Origin of the sequence: Luteibacter yeojuensis, assembly GCF_000964085.1 — a bacterium.
Classification (GTDB): Bacteria; Pseudomonadota; Gammaproteobacteria; order Xanthomonadales; family Rhodanobacteraceae; genus Luteibacter; species Luteibacter yeojuensis_A.
Genome location: NZ_JZRB01000029.1, coordinates 1 through 12,574 on the forward strand (window position 1 = coordinate 1; position 12,574 = coordinate 12,574).

A 12,574-nucleotide genomic window follows, 5' to 3' on the forward strand; every position below is an offset into this window, starting at 1 on the left:
ACACCGTGGCGGGTGTGGCGCGAATCACCGAGTCGTTGAATAGCGGAACCGCCGGTCGCCTCCCTTGGGAGGAGCTGGCGCGACGAATCGAGGGCATCAGCGGGACCGTCCACTTTGATGTGCACCTGCGGTTCGGCCGCCGGGCCGACAGAGCAAACCCCTATGTCGCTCGGCAAGGCGGTCAATGTGTTTTTCACGTCGGGCGCGTCCTCGGCATCGTTCTCGCCACGCCCGCGTTGGACCTTTCTTCGTTGTCCGACGAAGGGATGGAGACGACCTTCCATGTCGTGGCTGGACAACGGGAGCTGCTTGCGATCGTCGCTGGGCAAGACGAGCCCTTGATCGTCCCGACACCCGCCGCCATCGATGCGCGGATTGATGCCTCCGACGATGAGTGGCGCCGATGGACCGAGCAGCTACAGGTCGGGGGCAGCTATAAGGAGCAGCTGATCCGCCACGCGCTGTCGCTTAAGCTTTTGCTCTATTCGCCCACTGGAGCCATCGCGGCTGCGGGGACCACCTCTCTGCCGGAAGCCATCGGCGGCGAACGAAACTACGATTATCGCTACGCTTGGGTGCGCGATGCGGGATACACCATTAAAGCGTTCTCCCGTCTGGGTGCGCACGCAGAAGCCAAGGCGGCGTTCACGTGGCTGATCAAGCGGCTTCGGGATAGCGATGGTGCGCTTTTTTACAAGCTCGATGGCGGCGCACCGCCCGACGTGCGCGAAATCGAGGTTCCGGGCTACCGGAATTCGACTCCCGTGGTTATCGGGAATCAGGTCGTGCACCAGCATCAACACGGCGTCTACGGCGACATTCTCGAAACTGCCGCCCGCTTTGTGAAGCACGGTAACGTGTTGGACAGTGAAAGCATCGAAGTTTTATGCCGCTTGACGGATCATTGCGCTGACAATTGGCGTCAGAAAGACTCGGGAATCTGGGAGCTCGTCGAACCTCAGCACTACACCATGTCCAAAATCAGTGCCTGGCAGGCGCTGGCGCGGGCGGTCGAACTGGCCGATGGCAGTTATTTACCCACCACCTGCCGGGACCGCTGGGTGCGGGAACGCGACCGGGTCGCCGGCTGGATCGAAGAGCATTGCTGGTCGGAATCGATGGGTGCGTTTGAGATGTGGCCCGGCAGCGGCCAGTTGGATGCTGCGATGGCGCTCGCTGTTCGTTTTCGCTTCGATGGCCAGGACAAACTCAAGAGAACGCTCGAAGCCATCGACCGCACGTTAGGCGATGGGGTGTTCCACTACCGCTACAGTGACGCGCGGGGCAAGGAGGGATGCTTCCTCGCCTGCACGTTCTGGATGGCCGAAGGGTGGCAATTGCTCGGAGAGCATGACAAAGCGAAACGGACCCTAGACGACGCCCTGACCTCGCTTAAGGGAGGCTCTGGCACCTTGGCTGAAATGATCGATCCGGTATCACGGGCGTGGCTAGGAAACGTGCCGCAAGGCCTCAGCCACCTGGCTGCCGTCCATGGCATCCTGACCGTGATGGGCGTTGATCTTTAAGCGACGTCCAGCCCGGTCGCATCATCCTGCCGTCGTCATGACCGAGCCTGAGTCGACGCGCAAGCCCGCACCATTGATGAAGCTTGATCGTTCGGAACACAGGAAAACGACGGCGGAGGCGACCTCCTCCGCGCGACCGCGGCGGTGTAGGGCCATGCCCGGGCGCTCCTCTTCAAGAAACGAGCGCACAGCATCGTCAAAGCTGGTGCCCCGCTCCTTTGCTCTCTTGGTCATCATGGCATCGGTCATGGGCGTAGCGATGAACGCCGGAGACACACTGTTGACCAGAACATTGGACGGGCCATAGGCCTTGGACAGCCCCTTGGTCAGGCTCACGATGCCTGCCTTCGAAGCGCAATACGGCAGCTCATCGGTGTAGGGTTGAGCGGCGTCCTCAGAGGCGAACAGGACGATGCGTCCCCAGCCGCGATCGCGCATTGCGGGAATAGCCTCCCTGCACATACGCACGGCACCCATCAAGTTGATGTTGAGCGTGTCGAGCCAACCGTCATCATCGACCGAAAGAAACTCACCGGTCGCACCCGTGACTCCGGCCGCATTGACGTAGATGTTTGGCTCGCCGAGCGAGGCGCGGACCGCAGACCAGATATTGCGCACGTCCGTCGCAACTCGCACGTCACCTGGGACTGCGACCACCTCACCCAGAGGCTTTAGCTCTTCGAGCGCCTCGTTCAACGTGCCATCGGCAACATCAGTGATTGCCACCCTCACGCCCGCTTCCAGCAGCTGGCGAGCCGTTTCCTTGCCCATGCCAGAATCGGCCCCACTTACCAAAGCGATCCGTCCCGCAATGCCCAGATCCATATCAGTCTCCCGTCATCATGCCTGTTGGAGGAAGCGCTCCGCCGTCCGCAGTCCCAACGCCATAGTGATCGTTGCAGGATTCGCGGCCAACGCGCTAGGAAAGATCGAGTTGTCACACACATAGAGGTTGGGCACGTCGAAGCTTCGACCATCCGGATTCACGACGGCGCCTGCGGGTGAAATACCCATCCTGCACGTGCCGAGCGTGTGCGCGGAGCGGGCAGCGGCAAAGATGTCCGAGGCGCCGGCGGCTTCCCAGATGGCTGAAAGCGTTTTTGTGGCGTGTGCATCGAGCGCTCGCTCGTTGTCGTTGTAGCTGAAGTCGATGCGGGCCTTAGGCATGCCGATGGCATCGGCCTCGTCCGACAAGGTCAAGAGGTTGTCTTTCGCCGGCAGGCACTCTCCATTGATGCCGATTCCAGCAAGCCGGTTGTAGCGCCGGAGCTTCGTCATGAGCGTCTCGCCCCACAAGCCTGCTCCACGTGCGAGCGTTGTTGCGAGCGTTGCCGGTTGGACCCCCAAGCTCTGGACCAAGTATCCGCCAACGAACCCCGCTGCGTCCGGTCGCACGAAATCCTCCGAGATGAGTGATGAGGGATACCCTCGATTCATCCTCATGTCCGCGTCGAACGTGCCCCATACTTGGGTGGCCACATGAGCCATAAAATTGCGCCCCACCTGGCCGCTGCTATTGGCTAGGCCGTTGTGCAGCAGCAGCCGGGGCGTTTCCACGCCCCCTGCGCACAGGAACACGGCGCCTGCGCGAAGGCGATGGTCGGCGTCCTCCCGGCGATAAACAACGGCTGACAGGCGCCCCGAGGCGGTTTGCTCCAGCGTATGGACGCGCGAGCGCGTGATTAGCTGGGCGCCGTAGGCCATCGCCTGCGGCAGGTAGGTGACGTCCATGCTGGCTTTGGCCGCATTACCGCAGCCCTGGTGGCACGCGCCACACTGGGCACAGGGCTGACGCTCGGGCGCATATTCCTGGGCCAGCGCCCGCGTGACCAAGGCGGCCGGGGCATCGGCAGAGCGTATGCCCAACGCTTCGCAACCTCGACGCATCGCCTGCGCTGGCGCATTGCGAGCAGTTGGGGCAAACGCGTAATGCCGCTCCAAGTCCCACGGATACTGTGCTGGCCCAGCGACGCCAATAAATCGCTCCACGCGCTCCAGATAGGGCAGCAGATCCCGATACGCCAGGGGCCAGTCGTGCCCGTCGCCTGTTTCTCTGTTTAACTCAAAGTCTCGCGCGTCGGGACGCGGACAAAACGCGCCCCAATGAAGCGTGGAGCCTCCTACCCCCATGCCCGAGTTGTTCGCCCCGAAGGCAACGGGCGTGACGCCACCACTCAGGCGCTCTTCCATCCAATACAGATCGGTTTTCGTCTCATCCGGCGCATGGTCCTGTGATAGAAAGCTTCGTCCGGCCTCCAGGATCGCAACGGAGAGGCCTGCGCGCGCAAGCGCAGCGGCCAGCGGCGCACCGCCCGCGCCGCTGCCGATGACCACAGCGTCGACCGCCTCTGCGTCAGTCCTCATGGGCGTGCGTCCCTATCAACTGCCACGGCTCGACATCGTCCGCCGACGTTGCCGCATAACCTTGGAGGACGACGCCCGATCCACCAACCGCGAAGCCGTCGTAGCCCATTTCAGCCCAGGAGCTTGGCAGACTTGCCCAGATCCGTGCCAGGTGCGCTCGGGCGTCTTCAAACCATTGCTTCATTTGGCCGCCAGTGAGGGGAGCTCCAGCGGGAACCTGCAGCGTTCCCTCAGTAGTTGCCTGTAACACTTGCGCTTGTATGTCCCAACTTGATTTGGCAAACCCAGCGCAGCAACGTTCCAAGGTTTTTAGCGCGAGGGGCCAGACCTCGGCGTCTTCCGGCAGATCGGCAAAGCGCCAACCATCCCCTTGGCCCTCCTGGAACGCGACCTCCGCCCGATTGGCAATGTCGGTGGCGTCCACATCTGAGCCCAGCACATGCTGGGTAAGAGCTCGCAGGGTCGCGCGGTCCGCCTCCTCTAAAAATGAAGCCTGCTCTGGACCATGATGGCGGGCGAGGATTCGGGCTCGCTCAGCCGGTGCCACCCGGTCCGAATCGAGCAACCAAACCATTTGGGCCGGCAAGCCGCGGCGTTCCCACGAGTCGAGGGCCCTCTCCAGCACCGCGGCAAATGCCTCTGCCTGTTCCAACGGAATCAGATGGGCACATTGGGGGATGACGCCCACTTGGCCGGCCTTGGGAAAGTGCGGAAGGTTCAGTTGGCGCTGCGCGGTTTCACCCAAGTCCCCGTCCTCAGATCCTGCCAGGATCAGCGAAGGCACCAGCAATTGCCCTACGTCTGTGGACCGGTCCTCCCGACTGCCCGACTCCAGCCATTCGGTCCACGCGGCCGCGCTGGTGTGAAGAACATCGTTTAAGGCCACTTCCCGGCTCAAACCGCTCAGCGCGCCCGCGGTGTTGGCATCAATGAACGCCTCTGCGTCCTTTGGCGCGATCGACCCGGATTTGAAGACATCGATCATGTGCTGGCGGCGGCCCTCCTCCATGGGTTCCGGCGACGGCGGGGACGCAGCCACCAGGGCAACACCCAAGCAACCCGCCAGTCCTGCTTCTCCCGACTGCGAGCGCGCGGTGACCAGCGACGCAATTTTGCCTCCCATGCTGTGCCCGACAATCACCCAAGCCGACGACGCGCGCCCCTTAATCTGAGCGATGGTCCAGTTGACCAAGGCATCGACTGAGCATGCCCCCATGGCGGCTCTGTCGCCGAAACCTGGAAGATCCATGGGCACGCAATCGAATTTCGGGGCGAGGACAGCGCAAACGTTGTTCCACTCGCGGCCGCTCATGCCCAATGCGTGTAGGAAGAAAACGGTGGTTCGCGACATGAAGGTCTCCGGGGACGACTCGACTGTTAAGCGGTGGGCGTTGGGGAATCGTCCAGGGCGTGTGAATGGATGATGCTCCAGCTCCCATGCAGTTCCGTGGCCATCTCTGGAGATGACTCGCTGGACAGCTCAGCCTCACCGCTTTCGGCGGGAGCGTGCGGTAAAGAGGCCAACGACCACGCCTGCGGCGATGAGGGCGGCAGGCCCACCGAGCGCAGACGGACCGCGCGGGCGACGGCGGGCGTAACCCGGGACGCCAGGCGCACCCACTTCGGGGGGCGCCGATTCGATCTGCACGGCGTGCGCACTTGGTCGGATCGGCTTGCCACGAGCTTCAGCGAGGCTCCGCGTCAGTTCCGCGCCAACCAACACAATCAAGGACGAGTAGTAGGTCCAGGTCAGCAATACGACGAACGCGCCCGCCGGCCCATAGGCGCCCCCAACATTGCTGTGTGCCACATAGAGCCCGATAAAAAACTCGCCGGCCAGGAAGAGCGTTGTGGTGACGATCGCCCCCAGCAGCGCGTCGCTCCAGTCAATGGCCACGTCGGGAAGCACCCGGAACATGAGCGTGAAGGCCGCGAGGAAGACCGCCACGGACACCGCGTATTTGGCCACCGTCCAGCCAGCCCCCTCGCCGGAGAAGACGGCTTGGATGACCGCGCTGACGACCAGGGAGACGATCAGCAGAAACGCGACGCCGCCCAGGAGGGCGAAAGCCCGGGCGCGTGCGCGCAGCCATGTGCCCACCGCAGCGCCAGGCTTTGGCTTCACCCGCCAGACGCGATCAAGCGTCCCCTGGAGCTGAGCGAAGACGGCGGACGCGCTAAACAGCGTTACTGCCAATCCCACGAGGCCGGCCAAGTGGCCCAAGCGGGGATGCTCGTGCGCGCTGGTGATCACCGATTCCAGCGACGAAGCTGCCTTCTCCCCGACCGTCGTCCGCAGGGCCTCGGTCAGCTGGTCCTCAAGCCCGGGATGGAGCGTTGAAAGCATCCAAACGAGGAGCAGGAGCACCGGTGCGACCGATAGCGCGGCGTAGAAGGCCAGTGCCGCCGCGCGGGTCATCAGCTCATCGTCACTGAACCCGTCCACGGTCGCCTTCGTCAACTTCTTCAGCAAAGTAGGGACGCCACCCATCGCCGTGTCTCCATCCGAGAACCATGAAGGTGAACCGTGCCCCACGCGTTGTGTGGGCAAAGTGACTACCCGAGGACGATTCCCGCGACCGCGAAGCAAGCCAAGCATGGATGCTGATTCAACCGGTGCGAGCTCCAACGACCCAGCGTGCGGGCGTAGAGGCGGGGCGCATCCTCTGTCCCGTCACCCACACACCCACGACGAGCGCCAACGCCGCCGGCTTTGGCGAACGCGTCGCCGGAAAAGCCCGGCGACATAGCCAAGGCGGCATGATCGACGTATCGAAAAGGTCGCCATCGAACAGGGCGCCCGCTCAGGATTCGACCAGCGCCGGTTTTTCGAGCACAGACGCGACCGCGCCTGTGAGCTCGCTCCGTGTGAAGGGCTTCGACAAAAGCCCGACATTGCGAATTTCGTGCTCGTTATCTTCGACGTTCCGGGGATAGCCCGACGCAAAGAGCACTCGCAGATGAGGATGAATCTGGCGCGCTTTCTGCGCGAGGTCCCAGCCTGACATGGCCGGCATGACGATGTCTGAAAACAACATATCGACAGTCACGTCCGAGCGCTCAAGAAGGCGCAGCGCGGCGGGCCCATCGTGCGCCTCCAGCACCCGGTATCCAACCTCTCGGAGCACTTCAACCACGTAAGCGCGCACGTCGTCGTTGTCTTCGGCCACCAAGACCGTCGCGCTGTGTCGCATGGCGTCGACCACCGGGGCCACGACGAAGTCCGCGTGCGCGACGGCTTTGTTGGTGCGAGGGAACAGCATGGTCACCGACGTCCCGGCACCCGGTTCCGAGGCAAGGATCAGCTGGCCTCGCGATTGCTTCACGAAGCCGTAGACCATCGGCAGTCCAAGGCCCGTGCCCCGCCCCACCTCCTTGGTTGTGAAGAAGGGTTCAAGAACGCGCGCCAATGTCTCCTCGGACATTCCAGCGCCCGTATCGCGGACTCGCACCATCACATGGTCGCCAGCATTAGCCTCTGGCAGCGCAGCCGCATCCGCGTCAGAGACGTGCGTGTTGCTGACCTCGATGGTCAGCGTTCCGCCCTCGGGCATGGCGTCACGCGCGTTGACAGCGAGATTTAGAACGGCCGCTTCCAGCTGGGACGCATCCACCTCCACGTTCCAGAGGTTCGGCGAGGTCAAAAGCTTAAGCTGGACAAGCTCCCCAAGAGTCCGGCGCAGCATATCCTCCATGCCAAGCACCTGCTGATTACAATTCACGGCTTCCGTTCGCAGCGGTTGGCGGCGGGCAAAGGCCAGGAGTCGATGCGTCAACGAGGCGGCACTGCTGACCCCCTTCAACGTATTGTCCAGCGCGCGCGAAGCGCGCTCTGCGCCGGGAAGCCTTTCGATGACGATTTTGGCGAGCTCGGCACTACCGGCAATGATCGTAAGAATGTTATTGAAGTCGTGAGCGATCCCACCGGTAAGCTGACCGATGGCCTCGATTTTTTGGGACTGACGCAACGCCTGCTCGGCCAGCCGCCGCGCGGTGGTTTCCACCGCCTCGATCACCAAGGCGCCCGGTAAACCGTCCATGTCGAAAAGCGGACGGACCGACACCTCGAAGCTGCGCTTTCCCGTGGGAAGGGCCAGCTCCATCTCATGCTTGGACGCCTGACCGCTCGCAGCCCTGGTGACCGATCCGGAGATCTCGGCCCCCACGCCGGGGGAACCGGCGAAGAATGCCGACATCACGATAGGTTGGCCCACCAAGTCGGCCCGTTCACTGAGGATGGCAGATGTGAATGCCCTATTGGCATCGATCACACGGCCTTCCAGGTCAAGCATCACTTGAAGCTGAAAGCTCGACTCGAACAAGGCGGCCAGCCGCTTCTGGCTCCCGGCCAATGCCTCCGTCCGATCGCGCACCTCCCTCTGAAGGTTGCTATTGCTCTCGCGCAGAAGTGCCTCGGCCCTCTTGAGCTCAGTGATATCGCGGGCGAGCATGTAGTAACCGACGATGATCCCGTCATCATTTTGCTCAGGGACCAAGTCAATCTGCGCTTGCCGGGCCGGGGAGACGGGCGACGCAGCCAACCGAACCTCCACGGATCGGCGATCACCCATGCGGACGCCGGTCAGGGCCGACTCCATGGTCGCAAACGCGTCCTCCCCCAGCACATCCGCCACGGAAAGGCCTGGGAGCGCATCGGGCCCTACCCCAAACCAGTGTAGATGGGCGTCGTTGCCAAACCGGTAGCGGCCATCGGTTCCGACGTGCGCGATCAAGGCCGGAAGTGCGTCCGCCATTAACAGAAGTTGTTGACGACTTTCTCGCAATTCGCTTTCGGCAACTGCCAGTCTCTGGCGCTCTCTGCTTTCCTTCTGGGCGCGAACAATGGCGTCAGGCAGACGTTGGAGCCGTTGTTTCACGACGTAGTCGCGTGCGCCCTTTTTCAGCGCGTCTACTGCGAGTTCTTCTGAAAGCGTCCCCGAAACAAAAATGAAGGGGACATCTGGAGCAAATCGCCGAGCAAGGACAAGCGCGTCATGACCATCGAACCCACGAAGCAGATGATCGGAGAGAATGACATCGTGCCGGTGCTCGCCAAGTGCAGCCTCAAACGCTTCGAGCGTCCAAACCCGCTCGGTGACGTGAGCTAAGGACGCAGCATTGAGCTGAACCTCAATCAGCTCCGCATCCAGTGCGCTGTCTTCCAGCAGTAGGATGCGGATCGATGGCGACAAATCCGTGCTCACTCCCGCTCACCCTCGGGCGCGCGTGGCGGCGGCTGATTCGTAATCCCCCAAAAGACGCCCAACCCCTGGATCGCCTCAAAGAACTCCTTGAAGTCAACCGGCTTGACGACGAACGCATTGACGCCCAGCTTGTAGCTTCGTAGCAAGTCCTGCTCCTCCCGCGAGGACGTCAACATCACAATCGGGGTGCTTCTGAGCCGCTCGTCCTTACGCACCTCTTCGAGCACTTCCAGTCCGTTGACTTTCGGCAGCTTGAGATCGAGTAGCACCACCACGGGGCCGCCGTGACGAGTGTCAGCAAACTCCCCCTCGCTACGCAGGTAGTCGAGCGCCTCCGCACCGTCACGGACATGAACCACTTCGTTGAGCAACTGGCACCGGGCCAGTGCGGCCAGCGTCAGCTCGGCGTCCTTGGGACTGTCCTCAACAAGGAGGATCGGTCGTAAATCTCGCACAGAAAACCTCTCTTACCGAGGAAGTGAAAAATAGAACGTCGCGCCAACATCCGGCTTACCTTCCGCCCAGACCCGGCCCCCGTGTCGCGTCACAATCCGATGAACATTCGCCAGACCGATGCCAGTTCCTTCGAAGTCTTCGACATGGTGAAGTCGCTGGAATACCCCGAATAGCTTGTCGACGTAACGCATGTCAAAACCGCAGCCATTGTCTTTTATCCAAAAGACATTCTCATGTTCATCTTGGAGATGACCGATAGCGATTTCTGTGACCCGGGCATGCCGGGTGAACTTGAGCGCGTTGGCGATGAGGTTCTGCCAGACTTGGCGCATCATCGCAGGATCGACGCGGACCGTCGGCAAGTTCTCCACGAGCCACGTCACTTCGCGCCCCTGATGCTCCATGTCCAGACTCATCCGGACATCGTCGACCAACGTGTTCATCGCAACATTCATCTTGCCTAAGCTCGATCGACCCAGCTGAGAGAAGCTCAGCAAGTCGTCGACCAGGGTGCCAGCCGACTTTGCTGACTCCACGATGGTGTCGATGAAGCGCTGCTCGGTTTCGCTGAGACGGTCTCTAGCTGAACTCGTTAGGAGTTCCGAATACCCAACGATGTGACGAAACGGCGCACGGAGGTCGTGGCTCACCGAGTAGGAGAACGCTTCCAGCTCCTTATTGGTTCGAACCAGTTGCTCGTTGACCTCAGCAAGTTCTTCGGCGTTCCTCAGAACGATGTCAACAATGGCGACTCGCAGCTCCATGGCCGCATCACGGTCGATATCGTCCCAAGGAATTGATCGTCCACGCACGGTCTCCTTCCAGATTTCGAAAGACTTGCGCGGCGAGAGCGTGCCGTCAGTCGGCTCCTTACGAGGGTCGCCGCCCCAACGGACGGTTCGCACGACTTCGGGTCGAAACCAAATCAAATAACTGTCATGTAGCTGAGAAATCGAGATCGCTAGCAGTCCACTGGCGACACCAGCGATATCGCCCGCCTCTGCCCACACAGTCGTTAGCTGGTCGGTGTCGTAGGTATCGCCGCCGTCCTTCTTAGCTGAGATCCACTGGGCAAGCTCCCGGACCTTTTCTTCACTGGGGCAGTCACCAAGGAGAACGCAGTCCTCGCGACGGATAATCGCCGCGCCTGTGGCCCGCGTAAGGGCAAGAAGATGGTCTTCGTCTCGCTTGAGAGCCTCGACAAAATCGCCGTCTCCCGTCATCCGGCCGAGAAGATGCATCTGTGCGGCTCGACGAGAGACTCGCTCCTCGACTTTCGCGCCCCGCTCTTTCTGGGCAATCTGCAGGGCAAGGATCTGACCGATGAACTCACAGGTGGTTCGGACGTGATAGGGCACCTGCTTGGGCGCCTCGTTATGACAGGAAATCAGACCCCAGAGTTTGCCGTCGTGGACCAGCGACACCGACATCGACGCACCGGTGCCCATGTTCTTCATGTATTGAAGATGGACCGGCGAAACACTCCGGAGCGTGGCCGCGCTGAGGTCAGTAGGAGCGTGCCCGTTAGCAGATGGGCCCCGCACCAGCGGAACACGCTCATACGTAGAATCCGCAATCAAGCGAATGCGGTTCTTTCGATACAGTTCACGGGCCTGAGCGGGAATGTCTGATTCTGGGAACCGTAGGTCCATATAGGACGGAAGAACGTCGTTTCGCGATTCGGCGATCACCGCGCCGTTCCAGGCGGCATCGAACTGGTAAACCAATGTGCGGTCAAACCCGGTCAGCTCGCTGACTTGCGCCGCTCCCATGGCGCAGAGTTCCTCTACGCTGTCCGCCTTCTCCAGAGAAAGCATGAACTGGCGAATCGTCGGATAAAGCTCTTCGAGCGAGGCTGGTTCGCCGCTTACGCTCATTTCCAGCTCGATCAGAAGCACGTCCCCATGCCGATGAGCCAGACCATGAAACAGGCCATGCGCGCTCAGTTCGAACAAGCCTAGATAAACGGACTGATCCGTGGAGATGGCGGCGATCGTGCCCTGACACGCGCGGAGCACACCACCGAATGCCAAATCAATCGGCGCATCCAGGGGATCATCGAGGTCATCGAGGGATGGCGGGATGGCCCGCGCCGTGACCAAAAGGTCGCGCGGATTCACAACCAGCAGCAGCCCGTAAGGCTGGATCGCCCCGGGAGTGTGGATCGGCTCACTGGCACATCCTGAAAGGTCCAGCTCACGAGGGGCCGGGGACGACACTGAAGGCATAACACGCTCCGGCCGCCGCTTGGGGCGACATCGCGGCAGGATTGAGGTGGGTAGGCAGGGCGCGGCGCCCTCATGCCTCTCTAGATACCCAGTCTATACTGCCTCAGAATGCCTAAATGACAAAATCGTTGGGCTGCGCTGAGCGTTTGCCTCCGGCCAAAGACCGATTCGCCCACCTCAGCGACGATGCTTAAGCTAAGCGGAGAAGCGGATGGGGGCAGCGATCCGGAAGTTAGTGACTACCGCCTACGTGCTGTTCCAATGAACGAGTGCTTCAATGGTGTCGGCTCGGGCGATGAGTTGATGTCGACCGACCGACGACGCTTCTGCTGCCGTGATAGGCGGCGGACCCTGTTCGAACCAGTTCTAAGGATCGATTGGTGGGGTTGGATGCGGCTTTTACGATCGGAAGCGACTTCAGTCTTGGCTCTCGAAGCCGCTAAAGGGTGCACACACCCCCACAGAGCGAAGGATAGCCATGAAGCCGCAACGATTGCCCCATACACCCTTTGCCGGGGTCGGTCAGGAAATGCTCGCCTTGGTCACCGAGTGGCGCAACGGGGACCGGCTGGAGGCCGCTTTCCGCGCGGGGTTGCTGGGCGCCTACGCCCACGCCGAGGGGTGGGCGGCCTTGGCGGGAAAAGCTCACGCCCTTGCCGCGGACCTCCGGTTGCCTGTCGCCGAGCCGGCCGAGGAGGCGAGGATGGGGGCCGTGATCGCTTTGGCTGCCGAGCATATGGGGATATTGGCGCCCCGCCTCGCACCCTAGGGCGACCGCGGACCAGCGCACCTCCCT

The 12,574-nt window shown here is 61.8% G+C and carries 9 protein-coding genes; 2 read left to right on the forward strand and 7 right to left on the reverse strand.

Annotation, left to right across the window (positions count from 1 at the left end):
* The coding region (locus tag VI08_RS13530; RefSeq protein ID WP_045830136.1) for a glycoside hydrolase family 15 protein at positions 1 to 1,526 on the forward strand (1,526 nt) is incomplete at its 5' end.
* Between the two features lie 21 nt (positions 1,527 to 1,547).
* On the opposite strand, the gene VI08_RS13535 is transcribed toward VI08_RS13530, so the two are convergent.
* The 7 genes from VI08_RS13535 to VI08_RS13565 form a co-directional block, all read right to left on the reverse strand.
* The gene (locus tag VI08_RS13535; RefSeq protein WP_045830137.1) at positions 1,548 to 2,351 is read right to left on the reverse strand and encodes an SDR family NAD(P)-dependent oxidoreductase; all 804 of its coding nucleotides are present in this window, start codon (positions 2,349 to 2,351) and stop codon (positions 1,548 to 1,550) included.
* A 15-nt stretch (positions 2,352 to 2,366) separates the two neighbouring features.
* Positions 2,367 to 3,890: a GMC family oxidoreductase gene (locus VI08_RS13540; RefSeq protein ID WP_045830138.1), complete on the reverse strand. Its 1,524-nt coding sequence runs from the start codon at positions 3,888 to 3,890 to the stop codon at positions 2,367 to 2,369.
* Positions 3,880 to 5,241: an alpha/beta fold hydrolase gene (locus tag VI08_RS13545; RefSeq protein ID WP_045830139.1), complete on the reverse strand. Its 1,362-nt coding sequence runs from the start codon at positions 5,239 to 5,241 to the stop codon at positions 3,880 to 3,882. The genes VI08_RS13540 and VI08_RS13545 overlap by 11 nt, the downstream gene beginning before the upstream one ends.
* 135 nt (positions 5,242 to 5,376) lie before the next feature.
* Complete coding sequence (locus tag VI08_RS13550; RefSeq protein ID WP_232309551.1) at positions 5,377 to 6,363, reverse strand: YihY/virulence factor BrkB family protein; 987 nt, start codon at positions 6,361 to 6,363, stop codon at positions 5,377 to 5,379.
* Positions 6,364 to 6,694: 331 nt separating this feature from the next.
* A complete protein-coding gene (locus VI08_RS13555) occupies positions 6,695 to 9,094 on the reverse strand; it encodes a response regulator (RefSeq protein WP_045830140.1) in 2,400 nt (799 codons plus the stop codon).
* Positions 9,091 to 9,549 carry a response regulator gene (locus VI08_RS13560; RefSeq protein WP_045830141.1) on the reverse strand — a complete coding sequence of 153 codons (459 nt, stop codon included), beginning with the start codon at positions 9,547 to 9,549 and terminating at the stop codon, positions 9,091 to 9,093. Before VI08_RS13560 ends, VI08_RS13555 begins: the two co-directional genes overlap by 4 nt.
* A gap of 12 nt (positions 9,550 to 9,561) precedes the next feature.
* On the reverse strand, positions 9,562 to 11,778 hold the full coding sequence (locus VI08_RS13565) for an ATP-binding protein (protein ID WP_045830142.1): 2,217 nt from the start codon (positions 11,776 to 11,778) through the stop codon (positions 9,562 to 9,564).
* A gap of 478 nt (positions 11,779 to 12,256) precedes the next feature.
* On the opposite strand from VI08_RS13565, the gene VI08_RS13570 reads away from it, so the two are divergent.
* Complete coding sequence (locus VI08_RS13570; RefSeq protein WP_045830143.1) at positions 12,257 to 12,547, forward strand: hypothetical protein; 291 nt, start codon at positions 12,257 to 12,259, stop codon at positions 12,545 to 12,547.
* Positions 12,548 to 12,574: the final 27 nt, after the last annotated feature.